Annotated in this window: 22 protein-coding genes; 19 read left to right on the top strand and 3 right to left on the bottom strand. The window is 73.1% G+C overall.

Features of this window, described 5'->3' with window-relative positions; translation table 11 throughout:
- The first annotated feature begins 1 nt into the window (after position 1).
- From kynU to AB0873_RS14590, 13 genes are all read left to right on the top strand, one after another.
- Positions 2-1,279, top strand: coding sequence for a kynureninase (kynU, locus tag AB0873_RS14650; protein WP_366600203.1), 1,278 nt, complete (start codon positions 2-4; stop codon positions 1,277-1,279).
- Between the two features lie 59 nt (positions 1,280-1,338).
- Positions 1,339-2,676 (top strand): NAD(P)/FAD-dependent oxidoreductase, encoded by a 1,338-nt coding sequence (locus AB0873_RS14645; protein ID WP_366600201.1) that lies wholly within the window; start codon positions 1,339-1,341, stop codon positions 2,674-2,676.
- Positions 2,677-2,696: 20 nt separating this feature from the next.
- A complete protein-coding gene (locus tag AB0873_RS14640; protein WP_366600401.1) occupies positions 2,697-4,178 on the top strand; it encodes a 2-hydroxymuconic semialdehyde dehydrogenase in 1,482 nt (493 codons plus the stop codon).
- Positions 4,175-4,972: a fumarylacetoacetate hydrolase family protein gene (locus AB0873_RS14635; RefSeq protein WP_155330649.1), complete on the top strand. Its 798-nt coding sequence runs from the start codon at positions 4,175-4,177 to the stop codon at positions 4,970-4,972. Before AB0873_RS14640 ends, AB0873_RS14635 begins: the two co-directional genes overlap by 4 nt.
- Positions 4,969-5,901, top strand: a complete 933-nt coding sequence (locus AB0873_RS14630; protein WP_366600199.1) for an acetaldehyde dehydrogenase (acetylating) — start codon at positions 4,969-4,971, stop codon at positions 5,899-5,901. Before AB0873_RS14635 ends, AB0873_RS14630 begins: the two co-directional genes overlap by 4 nt.
- On the top strand, positions 5,898-6,959 hold the full coding sequence (dmpG, locus tag AB0873_RS14625; RefSeq protein WP_366600197.1) for a 4-hydroxy-2-oxovalerate aldolase: 1,062 nt from the start codon (positions 5,898-5,900) through the stop codon (positions 6,957-6,959). The genes AB0873_RS14630 and dmpG overlap by 4 nt, the downstream gene beginning before the upstream one ends.
- The gene (locus tag AB0873_RS14620) at positions 6,956-7,729 is read left to right on the top strand and encodes a fumarylacetoacetate hydrolase family protein (protein ID WP_366600196.1); all 774 of its coding nucleotides are present in this window, start codon (positions 6,956-6,958) and stop codon (positions 7,727-7,729) included. Before dmpG ends, AB0873_RS14620 begins: the two co-directional genes overlap by 4 nt.
- Positions 7,726-8,169 carry a RidA family protein gene (locus AB0873_RS14615; protein WP_155330653.1) on the top strand — a complete coding sequence of 148 codons (444 nt, stop codon included), beginning with the start codon at positions 7,726-7,728 and terminating at the stop codon, positions 8,167-8,169. Before AB0873_RS14620 ends, AB0873_RS14615 begins: the two co-directional genes overlap by 4 nt.
- The gene (locus tag AB0873_RS14610) at positions 8,166-8,690 is read left to right on the top strand and encodes a 3-hydroxyanthranilate 3,4-dioxygenase (protein WP_366600194.1); all 525 of its coding nucleotides are present in this window, start codon (positions 8,166-8,168) and stop codon (positions 8,688-8,690) included. The genes AB0873_RS14615 and AB0873_RS14610 overlap by 4 nt, the downstream gene beginning before the upstream one ends.
- Complete coding sequence (locus AB0873_RS14605; RefSeq protein ID WP_366600192.1) at positions 8,690-9,691, top strand: amidohydrolase family protein; 1,002 nt, start codon at positions 8,690-8,692, stop codon at positions 9,689-9,691. Before AB0873_RS14610 ends, AB0873_RS14605 begins: the two co-directional genes overlap by 1 nt.
- Before the next feature lie 254 nt (positions 9,692-9,945).
- On the top strand, positions 9,946-11,412 hold the full coding sequence (locus AB0873_RS14600) for an amidase (RefSeq protein WP_366600190.1): 1,467 nt from the start codon (positions 9,946-9,948) through the stop codon (positions 11,410-11,412).
- A 71-nt stretch (positions 11,413-11,483) separates the two neighbouring features.
- The gene (locus AB0873_RS14595) at positions 11,484-11,774 is read left to right on the top strand and encodes a hypothetical protein (RefSeq protein WP_155334077.1); all 291 of its coding nucleotides are present in this window, start codon (positions 11,484-11,486) and stop codon (positions 11,772-11,774) included.
- Positions 11,761-12,174, top strand: a complete 414-nt coding sequence (locus AB0873_RS14590) for a DUF5130 family protein (protein WP_155330657.1) — start codon at positions 11,761-11,763, stop codon at positions 12,172-12,174. The genes AB0873_RS14595 and AB0873_RS14590 overlap by 14 nt, the downstream gene beginning before the upstream one ends.
- Positions 12,175-12,291: 117 nt before the next feature.
- On the opposite strand, the gene pepN is transcribed toward AB0873_RS14590, so the two are convergent.
- Positions 12,292-14,838: an aminopeptidase N gene (gene pepN / locus AB0873_RS14585; RefSeq protein ID WP_366600189.1), complete on the bottom strand. Its 2,547-nt coding sequence runs from the start codon at positions 14,836-14,838 to the stop codon at positions 12,292-12,294.
- Positions 14,839-15,057: 219 nt separating this feature from the next.
- Between pepN and AB0873_RS14580 the strand changes: the two genes are divergently transcribed.
- The 4 genes from AB0873_RS14580 (at position 15,058) to AB0873_RS14565 (ending at position 18,015) form a co-directional block, all read left to right on the top strand.
- A complete protein-coding gene (locus AB0873_RS14580) occupies positions 15,058-15,681 on the top strand; it encodes a disulfide bond formation protein DsbA (protein WP_155330659.1) in 624 nt (207 codons plus the stop codon).
- 172 nt (positions 15,682-15,853) lie between these two features.
- A complete protein-coding gene (locus AB0873_RS14575) occupies positions 15,854-16,153 on the top strand; it encodes a hypothetical protein (protein WP_366600187.1) in 300 nt (99 codons plus the stop codon).
- A 123-nt stretch (positions 16,154-16,276) separates the two neighbouring features.
- A complete protein-coding gene (locus AB0873_RS14570) occupies positions 16,277-17,476 on the top strand; it encodes a DUF1015 family protein (protein WP_366600185.1) in 1,200 nt (399 codons plus the stop codon).
- Positions 17,477-17,547: 71 nt separating this feature from the next.
- Complete coding sequence (locus AB0873_RS14565; protein ID WP_155330662.1) at positions 17,548-18,015, top strand: ribose-5-phosphate isomerase; 468 nt, start codon at positions 17,548-17,550, stop codon at positions 18,013-18,015.
- 17 nt (positions 18,016-18,032) lie between these two features.
- On the opposite strand, the gene AB0873_RS14560 is transcribed toward AB0873_RS14565, so the two are convergent.
- Together AB0873_RS14560 and AB0873_RS14555 are read right to left on the bottom strand one after the other, a co-directional pair.
- Positions 18,033-18,344 (bottom strand): hypothetical protein, encoded by a 312-nt coding sequence (locus tag AB0873_RS14560; RefSeq protein WP_155330663.1) that lies wholly within the window; start codon positions 18,342-18,344, stop codon positions 18,033-18,035.
- A 24-nt stretch (positions 18,345-18,368) separates the two neighbouring features.
- Entirely contained in the window at positions 18,369-19,601 is a 1,233-nt protein-coding gene (locus AB0873_RS14555; RefSeq protein ID WP_366600184.1) for a GNAT family N-acetyltransferase, read from the bottom strand.
- Positions 19,602-19,712: 111 nt separating this feature from the next.
- Between AB0873_RS14555 and AB0873_RS14550 the strand changes: the two genes are divergently transcribed.
- The gene (locus tag AB0873_RS14550) at positions 19,713-20,255 is read left to right on the top strand and encodes a hypothetical protein (RefSeq protein ID WP_366600183.1); all 543 of its coding nucleotides are present in this window, start codon (positions 19,713-19,715) and stop codon (positions 20,253-20,255) included.
- Between the two features lie 338 nt (positions 20,256-20,593).
- Positions 20,594-21,534: methionine adenosyltransferase (metK, locus tag AB0873_RS14545; protein WP_366600399.1), on the top strand; the 941-nt coding region annotated here is incomplete at its 3' end.

Genomic DNA, 21,534 nt, shown 5'->3' with positions numbered 1-21,534 from the left:
CGTGACGAGCACCGAAGACGAGGCCCTCCGCCTCGACGCCGCCGACCCCGGTCACCGGCACCTGTTCCACGTCCCGGCCGCGGACGGCGGCCGCTACCCGGAGGCCGCCTACCTGGCCGGCAACTCGCTCGGCCTGCAGCCCCGGGCCACCCGGGACGAGCTCCTCGGCGACCTGGACGCGTGGCGGCGGCTGGGAGTGGAGGGGCACCTGGAGGCCGAGCGGCCGTGGCTGCCGTACCACGAGCTGTTGACCGGGCCGGCCGCGCGACTGGTCGGCGCCCGGCCGGCGGAGGTGGTGGTGATGAACTCCCTCACCGTCAACCTCCACCTGCTGATGGTCAGCTTCTACCGGCCCGCCGGGGCCCGCACCCGCATCGTCATCGAGGACACCGCCTTCCCGTCGGACAGTTACGCCGTCCGCAGTCAGGCCCGCTTCCACGGCCTCGACCCGGACACGACGGTGGTGCGGTTGCGTCCCCGTCCCGGCGAGGACACCCTGCGCACGGCCGACGTGCTCGACCTCCTCGCGACCGAGGGCGACACCGTCGCACTGGTGCTGCTCGGCGGCGTCAACTACCTGACCGGCGAACTGATGGACATCCCGGCGATCACCGCGGCCGGCCGGGCGGCCGGTGCCGTCGTCGGCTGGGACCTCGCGCACGCCGCCGGCAACGTGCCGCTGCACCTGCACGACTGGGACGTGGACTTCGCGGCCTGGTGCTCGTACAAGTACCTGAACTCCGGTCCGGGGGCGCTGTCCGGCGTGTTCGTGCACGAGCGCCACCTCGGCGACCCGGCGCTGCCCCGCTTCGAGGGCTGGTGGAGCACCGAGGCGGCGACCCGTTTCGAGATGACGCCGGTCTCCCGGCCGCCGGCCACCGTGGAGGCCTGGCAGGTCTCCAACCCGCCGATTTTCGCCATGGGCCCGGTGCGCACCTCGCTGGAACTCTTCGACGCGGTCGGCATGCCGGCGCTACGGGAGCGCAGCGTGCGGTTGACCGGCTACCTGGAGCGGCTGCTGGACGAGGTGACGCCGGGACGGCCGCTCACCGTGGTCACCCCCCGCGACCCGGCCCGGCGCGGTGCTCAGCTCTCGGTGCGGATCGGCACCGGTAGCGCCGCCGGGCTGGCCAAGCGCCTGCGGCACGAGCACGGGGTGATCGCCGACGCCCGGGAGCCGGACGTCCTCCGGTTCGCCCCGGTACCGCTGTACTGCTCGTACCACGACTGCTGGCGGGTGGCCGAGGCGCTGGCCGCGACGGTGGAGGTGTCCCGGTGAGCGCGAGGAGTGAGCCGGGTTTGCGAGCCGCGCAGTCGCGAACGAAAGGGAAGGCGCCGATGAGCCAGGAACGCGACGAGATCGCCGTCGTCGGCGCCGGCCTCGCCGGCTGCCTGCTCGCCTGTTTCCTGGCCCGGCGCGGCTACCGGGTCGCCCTCTACGAGCGCCGGCCGGACCCGCGCACCGGGACGGTCGAGCGGGGCCGGTCGATCAACCTGGCGCTGTCCGAGCGCGGGCTGGACGCGCTGCGCCGGATCGGGCTGGACACCCAGGTGATGTCGGACGCGCTGCCGATGCGCGGCCGGATGATCCACCCGGTCGCGGGGGAGTCGCAGTTCCAGCCGTACAGCGCGGCCGGTGACCGGGCGATCAACTCGATCAGCCGGGGCGCGCTGAACAACGCCCTGCTGGACGCCGCCACCGCGCTGCCCGGTGTGCGGGTCGCCTTCGACCACCGGCTGGTCGGCCTCGATTCGACCACCGGTGAGATGACCTTCGAGACGCCGCAGGGCAAGGCCCTGGCCACGTCGCCGGTCGTGCTCGGCGCCGACGGGGCCGGTTCCGCCGTACGCGGTCAGCTCCTCGGGCACGGGCTGCTCCGCGAGAGCGTGGACTTCCTCGACTACGGCTACAAGGAACTGACCATCCCGCCGCTGGGCGGGGACTTCGCGCTCGACCCGGAGGCGCTGCACATCTGGCCGCGGGGCACGTCGATGATGATCGCGCTGCCCAACCCGGACCGCTCCTTCACCTGCACGCTCTTCTGGCCCACCCACGGCACCGCGAGCTTCGCGTCGTTGGGCAGCCCGGCGGCCATCGAGCGGCACTTCGCGCAGCACTACCCGGACCTGCTGCCGCTGGCGCCGAACCTGGTCGACGACTACCAGCACAACCCGGTCGGGGTGCTGGGCACGGTCCGCTGCGACCCGTGGCAGGTGACCGGGCGGGTGGGCCTGCTCGGCGACGCGGCGCACGCCATCGTGCCGTTCTACGGGCAGGGTGCGAACTGCGCGTTCGAGGACGTGGTGGAGCTGGACCGCTGCCTCGACGAGTGCGCCGACGACTGGTCCGCCGCGCTGCCGCTGTTCCAGCGGCGCCGGCAGGACAACGCGGAGGCGATCGCCCAGATGGCCCTGGCCAACTTCGTGGAGATGCGCGACAAGGTCGCCTCGCCGCTGTTCCAGTTCGGCCGCCGGGTGGAACACGCACTGGAACGGGCCCTGCCCGGCCGGTACGTTTCCCGGTACGAACTGGTGTCCTTCTCGACCACCCCGTACGCGGAGGTGCGCCGCCGGGTCCGTCGGCAGCACCGGATGCTCGGTGCCGCCGGCGTGGGGGCGGCGCTGCTGCTGGCCGGGGCGGTCGGGTCAGTGCTCCGCCGAGGGAGGCGTCGATGACCGGCTGGGACCCGCGGCTGATGGCCGGGCACGCGCCGGACGGGCCGGGCCTGCTGCGCAACTTCGTCGCCGGGGAGTTCGTCGACGCCGGCCGCCGCTTCACCAAGCGCAGCCCGGTGACCGGCGAGCCGGTGTTCGAGGTCGTCGAGGCGACCGGGTCCACCGTGGACGACGCGGTGTCCGCCGCGCGGGCCGCGCTGCGGGGCCCGTGGGGCCGGATGGGGGAGCGGGAACGCGCCGAGGTGCTGCGCCGGGTCGCCGACGAGCTGGAACGCCGCTTCGACGACCTGGTGACCGCCGAGGTGGCGGACACCGGCAAGGCCATCTCGCAGGCCCGGACGCTGGACATCCCGCGCGGCGCGGCGAACTTCCGCGCCTTCGCCGAGATCGTCGCCACCGCGCCCACCGAGTCGTTCACCACGGTCACCCCGAGCGGCGGCCGGGCGCTCAACTACGCCGTCCGCAAACCGGTCGGCGTGGTCGCGGTGATCGTGCCGTGGAACCTGCCGCTGCTGCTGCTCACCTGGAAGGTCGCGCCGGCGCTGGCCTGCGGCAACGCGGTCGTGGTCAAGCCCAGCGAGGAGACGCCCGCCTCGGCGACGCTGCTCGCCGAGGTGATGGCCGCCGCCGGCGTGCCCGAGGGCGTGTTCAACCTGGTGCACGGCTTCGGACCGGGCTCGGCGGGGGAGTTCCTCACCCGGCACCCGGGAGTCGACGCGATCACCTTCACCGGCGAGTCGGCCACCGGCGGGGCCATCATGCGCGCCGCCGCCGACGGGGTGAAGGCGGTCTCCTTCGAGCTCGGCGGGAAGAACGCCGGGCTGGTCTTCGCCGACGCCGACCTGGACGCGGCGGTGGCCGGGTCGGTGCGCTCCAGCTTCACCAACGGCGGCCAGGTCTGCCTCTGCACCGAACGCGTCTACGTGCAGCGCCCCGTCTTCGAGGAGTTCACCGCCCGGCTGGCGAAGCGGGCCGCCGAGTTGCCGTACGGGTGGCCGGCCGACGAGGCCACGGTGAACATGCCGCTGATCTCGCACAGCCACCGGGAGAAGGTGCTCGGGCACTACGAGCTGGCCCGCGCCGAGGGCGCCGACGTGCTCGCCGGGGGCGGCACGCCGCGCTTCGGCGACGCCCGCGACGGCGGCGCGTACGTGCAGCCGACCGTGCTCGCCGGGCTCGGCCCGGACGCCCGGACCAACCGGGAGGAGATCTTCGGCCCGGTCGTGCACGTCGCGCCCTTCGACGACGAGGACGAGGCGTACGCCCTCGCGAACGGCACCGAGTACGGCCTGGCGGCGGCCGTCTGGACCCGGGACGTGGGCCGCGCCCACCGGGCCGGCGCCCGGCTCGACGCGGGCATCGTCTGGGTCAACACCTGGTTCCTGCGCGACCTGCGCACCCCGTTCGGCGGGGTGAAGGCGTCCGGCATCGGCCGCGAGGGCGGCGTGCACTCGCTGGACTTCTACTCCGAACTCACCAACGTCTGCGTGGACCTGTCATGATCGATTACGAGGCCGCGGCCCGGGAGCTGACCGAGGCCCGGGAGAGCGGCAAGCCCTGCCCGCCGCTGCGCGGGCGGCTGCTCCCCGAGGGGGACGTCACCTCCGCGTATCTCGTGCAGCAGTTGCAGGTGCGGGAGTGGCTGCGGCGCGGCTACCGGCGGGTCGGCGCGAAGATCGGCCTGACCTCCCGGGCGGTGCAGGAGAGCTTCGGCGTCTACCAGCCGGACTTCGGCGTGCTGACCGAGGAGATGGCGGTGCCGGACGGCGTCGAGGTGGCGCTCGACCGGCTGCTCCAGCCCCGGGTGGAGGCCGAGATCGCCTTCGTGCTCGGCGCGGACCTGCCCGACGAGCGGATCACCACCGCCGACCTGACCCGGGCCGTGGACCACCTGCTGCCGGCGATCGAGATCGTCGACTCCCGGATCGCCGGCTGGGACATCTCCATCGTGGACACGGTCGCGGACAACGCGTCCAGCGGGCTGTTCGTGCTGGGCACCACGCCGCGCCGGCTCGCCGACGTCGACCTGCGGCTCGCCGGCATGGTGCTCGAACACGCCGGGGAGCCGGTCTCGGTGGGCGCCGGGGCGGCCTGCCTGGGCAACCCGCTGCACGCGTTGGCCTGGCTGGCGCAGACCCTCGCCCGCTCCGGCGACCCGCTGCGCGCCGGCGACGTCGTGCTCTCCGGCGCGCTCGGCCCGATGGTGCCGGTGACGCCCGGAGCGGCGTACGAGGCCCGGATCTCCGGCCTCGGGTCGGTGCGGACCTGTTTCTCTTCGTCCGAGGGGGCGGCATGACGGTCGGTGTGGCGGTGATCGGGTCGGGCAACATCGGCACCGACCTGATGATCAAGGTGTTGCGGCTCAGCGACACCCTGCGGATGGTCGCGATGGCCGGCATCGACCCGGCGTCGGACGGGCTGGCCCGGGCTCGCCGCCTCGGCGTCGCCACCACCGCCGAGGGCGTGGACGGGCTCGTCGCGATGCCCGAGTTCGCCGACGTGGAACTGGTCTTCGACGCCACCTCGGCCGGCGCGCACCGGCACAACGACGCCGTCCTGCGGGCCCACGGGCGGACCGTGCTCGACCTGACCCCGGCGGCCATCGGCCCGTACGTGGTGCCGCCGGTCAACCTCGACGAGCACCTGCACGAGACCAACGTCAACATGGTCACCTGCGGCGGGCAGGCGACAGTGCCGATCGTCGCGGCCGTCGGCCGGGTCACCCCGGTCGCGTACGGCGAGATCGTCGCCTCGATCGCCTCGAAGTCGGCGGGCCCGGGCACCCGGGCCAACATCGACGAGTTCACCGAGACCACCGCGCGGGCCATCGAGGTGGTCGGCGGCGCCGAGCGCGGCAAGGCGATCATCGTGCTGAACCCGGCCGACCCGCCGCTGCTGATGCGGGACACGGTCTACTGCCTCTGCGCGGACGCCGACGCCGACCGGGTGGAGATCGCCGCGTCGGTCGCGGACATGGTGCAGCGCGTGCAGGAGTACGTCCCGGGCTACCGGCTCAAGCAGGACGTGCAGTTCGACCGGATCGACACGTACGTGCCGTCGCTCGGCCGGCACCTGACCGGGTTGCAGGTCTCGGTCTTCCTGGAGGTCTCCGGCGCCGGGCACTACCTGCCTGCGTACGCCGGGAACCTGGACATCATGACCTCGGCCGCGCTGCGCACCGCGGAGCGGCTCGTGGCCCTGCGCGTCGAGGGGGTGCGGGCATGACGGATCTGTACATCCAGGACGTGACGCTGCGGGACGGCATGCACGCCATCGCGCACCGGTACACGGTGGACCAGGTGCGGACCATCGCCGCCGCCCTGGACGCCGCCGGGGTGGCCGCCATCGAGGTGGCGCACGGTGACGGGCTCGCCGGGTCCAGCGTCAACTACGGGCACGGCGCGGCCGGCGACGCCGACTGGATCGCGGCGGCGGCCGAGGTGCTGACCACGGCGAAGCTCACCACGCTGCTGCTGCCCGGCATCGGCACCATCGCCGACCTGAAGGCCGCGAAGGCGCTCGGCGTGACCAGCGTGCGGATCGCCACCCACTGCACCGAGGCCGACATCTCCGCCCAGCACATCTCCTGGGCCCGGGAGAACGGCATGGACGTCTCCGGGTTCCTCATGATGTCCCACCTGAACGACCCGACCGGGCTCGCCGCCCAGGCCAAGCTCATGGAGTCGTACGGGGCGCACTGCGTCTACGTCACCGACTCCGGCGGGCGGCTGCTGATGTCCGACGTGGCCGAGCGGGTCGACGCGTACCGGCAGGTCCTGGAACCGGAGACGCAGATCGGCATCCACGCCCACCACAACCTGTCCCTCGGGGTGGCCAACAGCGTCGTCGCCGTCGAGCACGGCCGCGTCCTCGGCCCCACGCCGTCCGGTCCGGACGCCGTGGCCGGGCGTACCGTCCGGGTGGACGCCTCGCTGGCCGGCATGGGCGCCGGCGCCGGCAACGCGCCGCTGGAGGTCTTCGTCGCGGTCGCCGAACTGCACGGCTGGAAGCACGGCTGCGACGTGTTCGCGCTGATGGACGCCGCCGAGGACCTCGTCCGCCCGCTGCAGGACCGGCCGGTGCGGGTCGACCGGGAGACGCTGTCCCTGGGGTACGCGGGCGTCTACTCCAGCTTCCTCCGGCACGCCGAGCGGGCCTCGGCGAAGTACGGCGTGGACGTCCGCTCGATCCTGGTCGAGCTGGGCCGGCGCCGGATGGTCGGCGGCCAGGAGGACATGATCGTGGACGTGGCGCTGGACCTCGCCGGCAAGGAGGAGACGTGATCGGGCCGGACATCACCGGGATCGCCGGGACGTTGGGCGCGGCGGCCGACACCGCCACCGCGATCCCGCAGCTCGCCGCCGAGACCGGGCTCGACGTCGACTCCGCGTACGCGGTCCAGACCGCCCTGCTCCAGCGCCGGCTCGACCGGGGCGAGCGGCTCGTCGGCCTCAAGATGGGGCTGACCAGCAGGGCGAAGATGGCCCAGGTCGGTGTGGACGAGGTGATCTGGGGCCGGCTCACCGACGTGATGCGGGTCCCCGACGGCGGGGCGGTGTCCGTCGGCGACTTCATCCACCCCCGGGTCGAGCCGGAGGTGGCGTTCCTGCTGGACCGGCTGCCCGAGCCGGGCGAGCCGGTCGCCGACTTCGCCGACGCGGTCCGGGCGGTCGCCCCGGCGATCGAGCTGATCGACTCCCGGTACGCGAACTTCACCTTCTCCCTGCCCGACGTCATCGCCGACAACACCTCCGCCGGGGCGTTCGTGATCGGGCCGTGGTGCCCGGTGCCGGACGGCCTCGACAACCTCGGCGTGCTGCTGGAGATCGACGGACGGATCGCCCAGGTCGGGTCGACCGCGGCGATCCTCGGCGACCCGCGCCGCGCGCTGGACGAGGGCATCCGCCTCGCCGGCCGGCACGGCGTCCGGCTGCACCAGGGCTGGGTCTTCCTGGCGGGCGCCGCGACGGCGGCCGTCCCGCTGCGCCCCGGCGCGCACGTCCGTGCCGTCGTGGAGAAGCTCGGCAGCGCGTCGCTGAGGGCGGCGGTGTGAGCGAGCAGTCGCGCACCCCGACCGCCCGGGTGGTGGCCGGCAAGGCCGTGCCCCGCGGGGCGTTCCCGCACGTCAAGGTCGCCGGCGGGTTCGTCTTCGTCTCCGGTACGTCCTCCCGCCGGCCGGACAACACCTTCGCCGGTGTCGAGGTGGACGAGTTCGGCACGACCAACCTGGACATCCGGGTGCAGACGCGGGCGGTGGTCGAGAACATCCGGGACCTGCTGCGGTCGGTCGGCGCGGACCTGGCCGACCTCGTGCAGGTCACGTCCTACCTGGTGAACATGAACGACTTCGGTGGCTACAACGAGGTGTGGGCCGAGTTCTTCGACGCGACCGGCCCCACCCGCACCACCGTCGCCGTCCACCAACTGCCGCACCCGCACCTGCTGATCGAGATGCAAGCCGTCGCCCTGCTCCCGCAAGGAGGTCAGTCGTGAGTGAGATCGCCGAGCCGTTCAGCTTCCCCGGGTGGATCGCGGAGAACCAGCACCTGCTGAAGCCGCCGGTTGGCAACAAGGAGATGCTTCCCGGCAGTGACGACTTCATCGTGATGGTGGTGGGCGGCCCGAACCAGCGCACCGACTTCCACGTGGACCCGTACGAGGAGTTCTTCTACCAGGTCAAGGGCAACATGCACGTCAACCTGATGCTCCCGGAGGGGCCGCGGACGGTGCACGTCCGCGAGGGTCAGATGTGGATGCTGCCGCGCAACACCCCGCACTCGCCGCAGCGCCCCGAGGCCGGCTCGATCGGGATGGTCATCGAGCGGGTCCGCGAGGAGGGGACGCTGGAGAAGTTCCAGTGGTACTGCCCGTCGTGCCACGCGAAGGTCCACGAGGTGGAGCTCCAGGTGCGGGACATCGCCGCCGACCTGCCCCCGGTCTTCCAGGCGTTCTACGCCGACGAGAAGGCGCGCACCTGTGACAACTGCGGCGCGCTGCACCCGGGCAAGGGCTGATGCCGGGACCTGTCGTCGACGTGCACACGCACGTCGTACCGAAGGGGTGGCCGGACCTCGGCGTCGCGTGCGGCGGGTCCGGCTGGCCGTGGCTGCGGGTCGACTCCGAACGCGCGGCCATGATCATGGTCGGGGAGACGGAGTTCCGGCCGGTCGGCGCCGAGTGCTGGGACGCCGACACCCGGCTGGCCGACATGGCCGCCGACGGTGTCGACGTCCAGGTGGTCTCGCCGACCCCGGTCTTCTTCTCCTACGACCGCCCCGCCGACCAGGCGGTCAAGGTGGCCCGGATCTTCAACGACCTGACGCTGGAGGTCACCGCCGCCGGCGGCGGCCGGCTGGTGCCGTTCTGCCAGGTGCCGTTGCAGGACCCGGAGGCCGCGTGCGCCGAGGTGGACCGGTGCCTCGCCGCCGGGCACGCCGGTGTGGAGATCGGCAACCACGTCGGCGACCGCGACCTGGACGACGGCGGGATCGTCGAATTCCTGACCCACTGCGCCGAGGTGGGCGCTCCGGTCTTCGTCCACCCCTGGGACATGCCGGGCGGGCCGCGGCTGGACCGCTGGATGGCCCGCTGGCTCACCGGGATGCCCGCCGAGACCCACCTGTCCGTCCTGGCGATGATCCTCGGCGGGGTCTTCGACAAGGTGCCGGAGACGCTGCGGATCTGCTTCGCGCACGGTGGCGGGAGCTTCCCGTTCTGGCTGGGCCGCGCCGACAACGCGTGGCGCCGGCGCGGCGACCTGGTGCGTGGCGCCTCGGCCGCCCCGCCCAGCGCGTACGTCGACCGGTTCTCCGTCGACTCGGTGGTGTTCGAGCCGGCGGCACTGCGGTTGCTCGTCGACACGATGGGGGTCGACCGGGTGCTGGTGGGCAGTGACTACCCGTACCCGCTGGGGGAACGGCCGGTCGGCGCGGTCGTGCACCGGTCCGACTTCCTCGCCCCGGACGAGCGGGACAAGCTGCTCGGCGGCAACGCGCTGCGCTTCCTGCACGGCTGAGACCGGGGCGGCCGGCGGCACGCGCCGCCGCGCGCCGCCGCCACCTGCCTGTTCGCTCCCTTTGCTCTGCTTCACCGGACGCACCGGTTCCGGCCGGTACCTGGTGCGTGGGTTGAAGCAGAGCAAAGGGCCTGCGGTGACACCTCCGGCCGCCGGGCGCGGCGTCGTGCGCGGCCGGGGGGTCGGCCCGACCGCCCGCGCCGCTTCGGCGCGTGACGAGTGCGCCCGGGCCGGCCGCCGGGCAGGATGAGAACATGGCCGAGCCGCACGACCTGACCGCGCTGGAGCAGGCCGCCGCGATCGCGCGCGGCGAGCTGACCAGCCGGCAGGTGGTCGAGCACCACCTCACCCGGGTGGCCGCGCTCGGCGACACCGTCGGCGCGTTCGTCACGGTCACCCCGGACGCAGCGCTCGCCGCCGCCGACGCGGCCGACGCGGTCCCGGTCGAGGCGCGGGGGCCGCTGCACGGGGTACCCACCGCGATCAAGGACCTGACGCTCACCGCCGGTGTCCGCACCACCTTCGGCTCGGCCGCCTTCGCCGACTTCGTGCCGCCGGTCGACGCCGACGTGGTCGGCTTCATGCGCGCCGCCGGCCTGATCAGCCTCGGCAAGACCACCACGTCCGAGCTGGGCTGCTCGCTCTACTCCGAGGGCCTGGTCGCCCCGCCGGCCCGCAACCCGTGGAACCTCTCGTACACGGCGGGGGGTTCCAGCGGCGGCGCGGCGGCCGCCGTGGCGGCCGGGCTGGTGCCGGTGGCCCAGGGCTCCGACGGTGGCGGCTCGCTGCGCATCCCCGCCTCGATGTGCGGGCTGGTGGGCTACAAGCCCAGCCGCGGCCTGGTGTCCGGTGGGCCGATCGGGTTCGGGGCGTACGGCCTGCCCACCCACGGCCCGATCGGGCGGACCGTCGCCGACGTCGCCGCGCTGCTCGACGTCCTCTCGCAACCGGTCGCGGGGGAGCCATACCTGGCGCCGCTCCCGCCCGCCGGCGGGTGGCTCGCCGCCGCCCGCGCCGCCGAGCCGGGACGGCTGCGGATCGGGCGCTTCACCACCCCGATGCTCGCCGAGGAGCCGGTCCACCCGGACTGCGTCGCCGCCGTGGACCGGGCCGCAGCCCTGCTCACCGCCGCCGGCCACGAGGTGGTCGAGGTGCCGTCGCCGCTCACCCCGGCGGCGTGGCCGCTGTTCGAGATCGTCTGGTACGTGCTGGCGCTCGCCCCGGTGCCGCCGGAGCGGGAGAGCGAACTGCTGCCGCTCACCCGGCTGCTGCGGGAGCGGGGCGCGGCGATCTCCGCCGCCACCCTCACCGCCACCCTCGGCGAGCTCCAGGCGCAGGTCCGCCTCGGTGTGCGCCGCACCGCCGGCTGCGACCTGCTGCTCTGCCCCACCCTCGCGGCGCCGCAGGCGCAGGTGGGCTGGTTCACCGAGGGGCACGACCCCGCGGAGGACTTCGACCGGCAACGGCGGTTCTCGCCGTACTGCGCCATCTTCAACGTCATGGGCGATCCGTCGGTGTCGCTGCCGGTGGGCGTCACCGCCGACGGGTTGCCCGTCGGGGTGCTGCTCAGCGGCCGGTACGGCGACGACGGGAGGCTCATCGCCACCGCTGCGCAACTGGAGCACTACGGTGGCGGTTGGGACCGCCACCCCGCAATCTGGCGTGCCGTCGGCTCCGCTAACGTGAATACCACAAGCGGAGTCGGGGAATCGTCTGCTTGATCGTCGACCCGACCCGGATTTCCTGGTCTCTCTTTCGCCTGGGGGCGTTGGGATTGTCTGTAACCGAGACGTTGCTGGTCTTCGTCGGCATCCCGGCGGCCGCGGTGCTGGTGATCGCCGGTCTGGCGTACGCCGGCAGCCGCGGCGGTGGTGGTGGCGGCGGCGGTAAGCGCTACCGGCCGGGCCGGCCCTTCGACTTCACTCCGGTCTGGTTTCTGAGCCGCCCGGAGGAGCTGGCCGACTCGGCCGGCACGGCGCTGGCCGCCGGCGCGCAGGCGCCCGCGCTGAGCAGCCGCAAGCAGGAGCAGGCCGGCATCGAGGCGCCGGCCGGTGGAACCGGAGGCGCAAGTGACCGTTGGTGAGATGCAGCCACAGTCGGGGACGGGGAACCCGCCGGACGTCCTGGACGGGCCGTTCTCGACCCGCCAGCTGCTGCGCATCGACGAGGCGCTGCGCCTGGCCGACCGCGGCACGGGCCTGGTCTTCTCGGTCTTCGTCGGCGGTCTCGACGAGCCGATCCGCGAGCACGCCCAGCGGCTGCACCGGCAGCTCGCCGAGCCGGACCGGTCCGTGCTGATCGCGGTCTCGCCCAACCAGCGGCAGCTGGAGATCGTCACCGGAAAACACGCGCGCAAGCGCATCCCCGACACGTACGCGAAGCTCGCCGCGCTCTCCATGGTCGCGGCCTTCGGCGGCGGTGACCTGACCGGCGGCATCATCACCGGCCTCGACCAGCTCGCCAGCCACGCCGGCAAGGGCTGAGGTGTAAGGAAGGGCCCCTTATCAACGCCTGAGGTAGAGAAGGGCACCCTTCTCACCGCGAACCGCCAACCGCCACCCGGTCCATTCTTCGGACCGGGTGGCGTCGTGTACTCCGGGTCACGCAGCCCGGGCGTCCTTGGCGCGGGCCTTCAGCGCGCGGACCACGCCGTCGCGGCCCTCGGCGACCAGCCGACGCAGCGGCGCCGGGTGGCCCGCACCGGCCAGCCAGGCGTCGGTCGCCTCGACGGTGTCGTCCTCGACCAGGTACGCCGGGTACGCGAGCTGCGCGAACTCCTGCGCGGGCTCGCTGTCCCGGCTGGCCCAGACCTGCGCGACGGTGGCGAAGTACCGCTCCCGGTAGGGCCGGACCAGCTCCACCTGGGCCGGGTGGGTGAAGCCCTGCAGCAGCGCCCGGTGCCGCCAGTTCGGCAGCGGCTCCGGGCTGGTCAGCTGCGCCCACACGGCCGCCTTGTTCTCCGGGGTCGGCACGAGCGCGCGCGCGTACGCGGCCTCCCGCTCGCCGCTGGCGGTGCGGTCCGAGGCGAGTTCCGCCTCGACGTCGTCGGGGCCGGCCGCGCCGTTGGCCACCAGGGCGGTGAGCAGCGTCCAGCGCAGCTCGGTGTCGACGGTCAGGCCGGCCGGCACGCCGCTGCCGTCCAGCCAGCCGCGCAGCGTCGCCAGGTCCTCCGACGAGCGGGCGGCCGAGGCGTACGCGCGGGCCCAGGCGAGCTGGAAGCCGCTGCCGGGCTCGGCGGCGGTGAGGGCGGTCCTCGCGGTCCGGGCCAGGTCGGCCCAGCCGGTCGGCGCCCACACCGGGTCGGCGTAGAAGGTGAGCGCGGTGGTGGCCTGCCGCAGGGTGGCCGTGACCAGGTTGATGTCCGTCTCGGCGGGCAGGCCGGCGAGCGCCAGTGCCACGTAGTCGCGGGCGGCCAGCTCCGCGTCGCGGATCATGTCCCAGGCCGCGGTCCAGCAGAGCGCCCGGGCGAGCGACGACTCGAAGCCGGCGATGTGCTGCACCACGGTCGCCATGGACCGTTCGTCGAGCCGCAGCTTCGCGTACGTAAGGTCGTCGTCGTTGAGCAGCAGCACGTCGGCCGCGCGGACCCCGGCCAGCTCGGCCAGCTCGGTCGCCTCGCCGGTGACGTCCACCTCGACGCGCTCGCGGCGGACCAGCCGGCCGTCGTTGAGGTCGTACAGGCCCACGCCGATCCGGTGCGTCCGTAGGGTCGGGTGACCGGTCGGCGCCTCCTGACGGACGACGACGCGCTCGTACGTGCCGTCGGCGCCGATCGTGACCTGCGGGCGCAGCGTGTTGACCTGCGCGGTCTCCAGCCACTGCGCGGCGAACTTGCGCAGCTCCCGCCCGGAGGCCGCCTCCAGCTCGGACAGCAGGTCGTCGAAGGTCGCGTTGCCCCAGGCGTGCTTGCCGAAGTACGACCGCAGGCCGGCCAGGAACGGCTCCTCGCCGACGTACGCGACGAGTTGCTTGAGCACGCTGGCGCCCTTGGCGTACGTGATCCCGTCGAAGTTGACCTCGACCGCCTCCAGGTCCGGCATCTCCGTGTAGACGGGGTGGGTGGAGGAGAGCTGGTCCTGCCGGTAACCCCAGTTCTTCCGGATGGAGAGGAAGGTCGTCCACGCGTCGGTGAACCGGGTGGCGTTGGTGTTGCACCAGTGGCTGGCCCACTCCGCGAACGACTCGTTGAGCCACAGGTCGTTCCACCAGCGCATGGTGACCAGGTCACCGAACCACATGTGCGCCATCTCGTGCAGGATCGTGTTGGCGCGCTGCTCGTACTCGAAGTCGGTGACCTGCGAGCGGAAGATGTAGTGCGACTCGGCGTGCGTGACGCAGCCGAAGTTCTCCATCGCGCCGGCGTTGAAGTCCGGCACCCAGAGCTGGTCGTACTTCGGCAGCGGGTAGCGCACCTCGAACTTCTCGTGGAAGAAGTCGAAGCCCTGCTTCGTGATGAGGAACAGGTCCTCGGAGTCCAGATGCGGTGCCATCGAGGCCCGGCAGAAGACGCCGAGGTCGATGCCGTCGTGACTGTCCCGCACCTCGTGGTACGGGCCGGCGCACAGCGCGGTGATGTAGGTGCTCATCCGCGCCGACTCGACGAAGTGGACCGCCTTCAGGCCCTCGCCCGCCGCCTCCTCGCGGTCGACCGGCATGTTGGAGACGACCTTCCAGTGCGCCGGCACCGTGGCGTGCCAGGTGTAGACGCTCTTCAGGTCGGGCTGGTCGAAGGCGGCGAACACCCGCTGGGCGTCGGCCGTCTCGAACTGGCTGTACAGGTAGGTCTCACCGTCGACCGGGTCCACCGTGCGGTGCAGCCCCTGCCCGCTGTTCGAGTACGCGAAGTCCGCGTCGACGACGAGCCTGTTCTCCTCGGCCAGCCCGGGCAGGGTCAGGCCCTTCTCCGCCGACCAGCCGCTCAGGTCCAGCGCGGTGCCGTTCAGCGTCGCGGACCGCACCGAGTCGGCGGCCACCTCGATGAACGTGCTGGCACCGGGTTCGGTGCACCGGAACCGGACCTCGGTCGTCGACCGGAAGGTGCGACCCTCGGCCTGCACGGCGCTCGACAGGTCCAGACTGATGTCGTACCCGGTCACGTCGAGCAGGCGGCCCCGCTCGGTGGCCTCCACCTGCGTCAGGTTGCGCACTCCCGGCACTGTTCGTCTCCATCTCTCGTCTCGCCGTACGCCGACCGCGGCGCCGTCCGGCGACCGTTCGTGACGGCCGCGCCGATCGAGTCTTGCACGCGTGCCGGCCCCACGGTGGGCCAGCTCACGCTCTCATTCCGGTGTCGGGCGTCGGACGTCGGGGTGAAGATCGGTGCAGACGTCGAGGACCGGCGTCACCCGTCGTGAAGGGACCTCACCGTGAGCGAGCGTGTCACCGTCGACATGTGGTTCGATCCGATCTGCCCGTGGGCGTGGATCACGTCCCGCTGGCTGCTGGAGGTCGAGCAGGTGCGGGAAGTGGACATCCGCTTCCACGTGATGAGCCTGTCGGTGCTCAACGAGGGCCGGGACCTGCCCGAGGAGTACCAGGAACTGATGCGTACCGGCTGGGGGCCGGTGCGGGTCTGCATCGCCGCCGAGCAGCGGTACGGCACCGGGTCGCTCCGTGACCTGTACACCGCGCTCGGCACGCGGATCCACCTCGGGCAGGAGAAGCTCTCCCCGGAGCTGTTCGCCGCCGCGCTGTCCGACGCCGGTCTGGACCCGGCGCTGGCCGGGGCCGCCGACGGCGCCGGGTACGACGAGGCGCTGCGCGCCAGCCACGAGGCCGGCATGCGGCCGGTCGGCACCGACGTCGGCACCCCGGTCATCCACGCCCCGGGTCCGGACGGTTCGCCGGTCGCGTTCTTCGGCCCGGTCATCACCCCGGCCCCGAAGGGCGAGGCCGCCGGTCGGCTGTGGGACGGCGTGCTCCTGGTCGCCGGCACGCCCGGCTTCTACGAGCTGAAGCGCTCCCGCGAACTCGGCCCCATCTTCGACTGAGGCGCAAGGAAGGGCCCCCTGTTAACGCCTTCCGCGGTGCAGGGGGCCCTTGTTGACACTGCGCCGCCCCGGCTACCTCCCCGTCACCCGCCCTCGGGCGGATTCGTTGGCCTCCATGTCCGCCGCATCGACCCGCAGGGGCCGCACCCCGCAGCTCGTGGAGGCATTCATCATGGCCAAGCACCGTGCGTCCGGTGACGAACCGTCGACCCGGGAGGAGGCGAACGACGATTCCGCGTACTGGTCGGTCGACGACTCCCGCTGGCCGGCGGTCCATCCCGACCTCCCCACGCACATGGTGGACCTGCTCGCTCCGCCGATCGTCGTCGGCGTGGCCCGCGTACCGGTCACGTCCCGGCTGACCCCGCCCGGCGCCAAGCCGCCGGACCGCGCGCGCCACGCCGTGGCTCCCCGCCGGCCGGTCACGCCGGTGGTGCCGGTCGGTCGGCACCGTCAGGCACTCGACGGCTGAGGACGTGTTAACAGGGGACCCCTCCTATACCGGAGGCGTTAGGAGGGGTCCCTTCCTTTCATCTGGTGGGCGGGGAGTGGGTCCGGGACACGGCGACGGTCCGCACCGGTAGCGTCAGCGCACATGACGGTCGTCCATCCGATCGCCCGGGCCTGGATCACCACCGGCGGCACCGGCGCGCAGAACTACGACGAGTTCGCCGACGACGCGGAGATCACCGCGATCATCGAGGCGAACCCGCACAGTGCCCTCGGCATCGAGATGCCGCACCGGGCGCCGGAGAGCCTGGGGAAGCCGTTCCTGGACGCGCTGCCCGACGCGGTGGCCCGGCTCGCCGAGGCCAAGGCGGACGGCAGCTACACGCCCGCCGAGCAGGTGGTGGTCCTCTACCGGATCAGCGCGCCGGGCGAGGAGCCCGCGTACGGGCTGTTCGCCATGGTCGACACCGACCAGATCTCGACCCGGGCCGACGAGCCCGGCCTGGTGATCCGCAACGAGGACGTCTTCATCGCCAAGGTGCGCGAGCGGGTGGCCCTGGCCGACGCGCTGGGGCACCTGCTCTCGCCCGTACTCCTGCTCCAGACCGGGCGGGGCGACGAGCTGCACGCCGCGCTCGCGGCGGCGACCGACGCGGCCGGGGCGCCCGCCGCGACCGACGTCGACCAGGCCGGGCGCACGCACGCCATCTGGCTGGTCGGCCTGGGCCCGCGGCAGGACGAGCTGACCGCCCTGGCCGGCGGCGGCGAGCTGGTCGTCGCCGACGGCAACCACCGCAGCCTCGCCGCCCAGACCGGCGGGCTGCCGCGCTTCCTGGCCGTGGTCACCACGCCGGCCTCGGTCGCCATCCAGCCGTACAACCGGCTGGTCAGCGAGCTGACGACCAGCCCGGACGAGCTGCTCGACCGGTTGCGCGCCGCCGGCGCCGAGGTCACGCCGATCACCGGCCCGGTCGAGGTCCCGGCGGCCGGCGGCACCGTCCACCTCCGGCTCCCCGACTCGGGGTACGCGGTACGCCTGCCCCACGTCGGCGCGGGCCGCCTGGAGAACCTGGACCACGCGCTGGTCGAGCGCCTGCTGCTGCGGGACGCGCTGGGGCTGGACCCGGGGGACAAGCGGGTCACCTACGTCGGCGGCGACTACCCGGCGAGCTGGCTGACCGGGGAGGTCGACGCCGGCCGGGCGGAGCTGGCCGTCCTCATCGCGCCGGTGACCGTCGACGACTTCGTCGCGGTGAACCTCGCCCGGGAGAAGATGCCGCGCAAGAGCACCTGGTTCACCCCGAAGGCACGCGGCGGCCTGGTCGTCGCCGAGTTGGAGCGCTGAGCTGTGACGAATCCGCCTCCGTGCCGCCGCCCACGCGCCGGCACGGAGGCGGGCCTGTCAGACTGCGCGTTATGCGCGTCTACCTGGGATCCGACCACGCCGGCTTCGAGCTGAAGGTGCACCTGGCCAACCACCTGGCCAAGCAGGGGTACGACGTGGTCGACGTCGGCCCGCACGCCTTCGACCCGGACGACGACTACCCGGCGTTCTGCCTGCACACCGGTGACCGGGTGGTCGCCGACGCGGGAAGCCTCGGTGTCGTCATCGGCGGCTCGGGCAACGGCGAGCAGATCGCCGCCAACAAGATCGCCGGGGTGCGGGCGGCGCTGGCCTGGAACATCGACACCGCCCAGCTCGCCCGCGAGCACAACGACGCCAACGTCGTCGCGGTGGGCGCCCGGCAGCACACCCTCGACGAGGCGACCGCCATCGTGGAGGCGTTCCTGACCACCTCGTTCTCCGGCAACGAACGCCACTCCCGCCGCATCGGTCAGGTCGCCGAGTACGAGAACACCCGGACGCTGCCGCCCCTGCCCTGATCCGCCGCCGGCGGGGGTCAGCGGCGGGGGAGGTCCTCCCTAGGCGTCCAGTTCCGGCGGACCAGGACCACCCGGGTCTCGGCCTCGGCCAGGTCCTGCTCGGTCGGCCGGGCGGCGTCCCGCGCGCGCATCGCCGCGGTCACGCCCACCTGCGACGACCCCGAGCCGACCAGCCCCCGCAGCCCGCGTTCCCCCTCCTCCGGGCCGCCGCGACGGGTTCGCGGCGGCCCGTCGCCGTCGTGCACCCCTGACGTCGCCGCGCTCGGCCCCTCGGCGCCACCCTCGGCGTGGTGCCGGTGCCGGCGTCGCCGTCGCTCCACGTCACCCATCAGCCGACCGTACCGCGCAGGGCCCTAGAACACCTCCCTGCTGGCGGGGGCGCGGTGCCAGCCGAAGGCCGGCCCGGCCGTCGCCAGCGCACCGGGCCGCAGCTCGCGGACGCGGCCGGCCGTGGCGAGCGCGCCCACCGTCGCCCCGCCCAGGTAGAGCTCGCCCAGGCAGCGGACGTCGCAGGCCAGCTCGGCCGGTTGGTCGGCGGGGACGCAGGTCGCTCCGTCGGGCCCGCCGGTGAGCCGCCACCGCCCGGCGTTTTCCGGCAGCAGGTCGTCGGTGACCTCCAGCACCACGTCGACCGGGGTCGCGTACCGGCGGCCGGCGAGTGCGGCCGGCAGGTCGACCACCCGCAGCCAGAGCCCGTCGACCAGCGTCGCGCCGAGCCGGCGCGGTTCGTCGACCAGGCGCAGCAGCGGCTCGTCCACCGCGGCCGCGCGGTACGTGAGCCGCCGCGTCAGGTCGAGGGAGAGCAGCAGCCGCCACATCGCGACGTACGCGGCCGGACTGCCGGTCACCACCTCGTCGACGGTGGTGAGCGCGTTCGGCCCGGTGGCGGCCCACTCGCCCTTCGTGCGGAAGAGCCCGTACCCGTCCACCCCGTCCGGGCCCTCGTGGAGGACGGCCCGGCGCTCGGTGGCGCCGCCGCGCTGGGCGGGCGGGTCGGCCAGCACGTAGTCCCACCACACCTCGCCACGACTGGACCAGCCGGGCCGGTCGGGGCGTACCTCGTCGTACACCCGGGTCAGCGTGGCCCGGCAGTCGACCGCGCGGGTCAGGCGGAGCCGGCCCTCGGCGGGCGTCGGGTCGGGCAGGCGCAGCTCCGTGGTGTCGGCCTCCGCGACGAGGCGCTGCGTGGCCAGGCCGTAGCCGAAGCGCGGGTAGATCCGGCCCTCGCTGGCCCAGAGGACCGCGACCGGCTCCCGTCCGGCGTCCCGGACCTCGCGCAGCTGCCGTCGCATCATCTCGGTGAGCAGCCCCCGGCGGCGGTGTGTGGGCGCGACCCCCACCATGCTCACGTGCGCGGCGGGCACGCGGGCCCCCGGCACCGTCAGCTCGCGGGTGAACGCGGTGGCGCTCGCCACGAGATCGGGGTTGTCCCGGACGAGCAGGGTGCGCTCCGGCTCCAGGAGGGTCTTCTCGACCGCCCACGACTCGGAGTCGAAGCCGCCGTGGAAGAGTGCGCCGAGAAGTTCGCCCAGCTCGTCGAACTCCTCTTCCCGGGCGGTCGTGAAGCGCAGTGGGGGATTCGTCATGGTGCTCTGTGTAGCCGACCGGTCCGCGTCCGACGACCGATTTGAGCGCTGGCTACCCTCGATAGTCAGACGGGGTCCGCTGGTTCCCGTCGGTCCAGGGGAGGGGACGACATGGCCGACCAGACACAGCCGTGGGCCGAACGCACCGTCGAGGTGCCGCCGCAGCCGGGTGTCGGCGTGCCGCAGCAGCGGGACGCCTTCCGGCGGGGGGTGGCCCCGGTCGGACGGTCCGGTACGCCCCGCACCGAGCCGTTCCCGGTGGTCGAGGAGCCGACCGGCACCGGCTGGCCGGGCGCGGCGGCACCGCGCCGCCCGATGAGCTGGCACATGGCCCAGCTGCGCCGCGGCGCGGAATGGAGCGCCGCCGGCGTCCTCTTCGCGTTCGTCTGCTGGGGGATCTGGGCGATCTCCGGCGGCGGCGACCTCGTCGCCCCGTTGCTGATCTTCGTGCTGAGCCTGCTCGTCGCGGCCGGCCTGTTCGCGCTCGCCCGGTTGGTCGGTCGGGTGGTGCTGGAGCAGCGCCTGGGCCGGGTACGGCACAGCGCGCGCGGCGCTCACCTGGTGACGGCGGTCTTCCTGACCGGCCTCGGCATCGCGTGGCTCCAGCAGACGGAGTGGGTCGTCTCGGCCTGGAACTGGATCACCAACAACTAGGTTCGGGAACTGCCCTGGGTTGGGGCCGCGCGGGCGGGGTCGGCGGATCTGCCGACCCCGCCCGCGCGGCCGTCGCGGGATGCCGCGACCCCGTCGTCCTCCCACCAGGTCGGCCGGCGCATACCCGGCGTGACGCGGATCATCCCCGCCGGCCGTCGCGGGTCGCCGCGACGCCCGGCTCGCCGCCGTCCGGGTCGACCATTCCGTCGTACCTGCAGAGCGGGCGCGTCGGACGGCCTCCGCTGTCGCGTTGAGCCAGCGTTGACCGGGGCTCGCGAGAATCGACCGCCGTAGGACGGAAGCGCGCACCCCGAGGAGTCCCCTTGACGTACGCACCCATGACCGGGCCGGTCGCCGGCGAGCCGGCCGACCGCCCGGGGCGCCGGCTGTTCACGTCCGAGTCGGTCACGGAAGGCCATCCCGACAAGATCGCCGACCAGATCAGTGACGGGATCCTCGATGCGCTCCTCGCGGAGGATCCGCGGAGTCGGGTCGCGGTGGAGACACTGATCACGACTGGTCAGGTGCACATCGCGGGTGAGGTGACCACGAAGGCGTATGCCGACATCCCGACGATCGTGCGTCGCACGATCCTGGATATCGGCTATGACTCGTCGAAGAAGGGTTTCGACGGTGCCTCGTGTGGGGTGAGTGTGTCGATCGGGGCGCAGTCGGCGGACATCGCGCAGGGTGTGGACAACGCGTTCGAGTTGCGTACGGGTGCGTCGGAGAGTGCGTTGGACGCGCAGGGTGCCGGTGACCAGGGGATGATGTTCGGCTTCGCGTGTTCGGAGACGCCGGAGTTGATGCCGTTGCCGATCGCGTTGGCGCATCGGTTGTCGCGGCGGTTGGCGCAGGTGCGTAAGGACGGCACGGTGCCGTATCTGCGGCCGGACGGTAAGACGCAGGTGACGATCGAGTATGAGGGTCTGCGTCCGGTGCGGTTGAACACTGTGGTGGTGTCGTCGCAGCATGCGGCGGACATTTCGTTGGAGTCGCTGCTCACTCCGGATGTTCGGGATCATGTGATCACGCCGGAGGTGGAGTCGCTGGGTTTGGACACCGAGGGGTACCGGTTGTTGGTGAATCCGACGGGCCGGTTCGAGATCGGTGGTCCGATGGGGGATGCCGGGTTGACCGGTCGGAAGATCATCGTGGATACGTACGGCGGGTACGCGCGGCACGGTGGTGGGGCGTTCTCGGGTAAGGATCCGTCGAAGGTGGACCGGTCGGCGGCGTATGCGATGCGGTGGGTGGCGAAGAACGTGGTCGCCGCGGG

This window comes from Micromonospora sp. NPDC047707 (assembly GCF_040704235.1).
In the GTDB taxonomy this organism is placed as follows: Bacteria; Actinomycetota; Actinomycetes; order Mycobacteriales; family Micromonosporaceae; genus Micromonospora.
The sequence above is the reverse complement of the archived record's forward strand: the minus strand, read 5'-3'. Positions and strand labels throughout refer to the sequence as shown.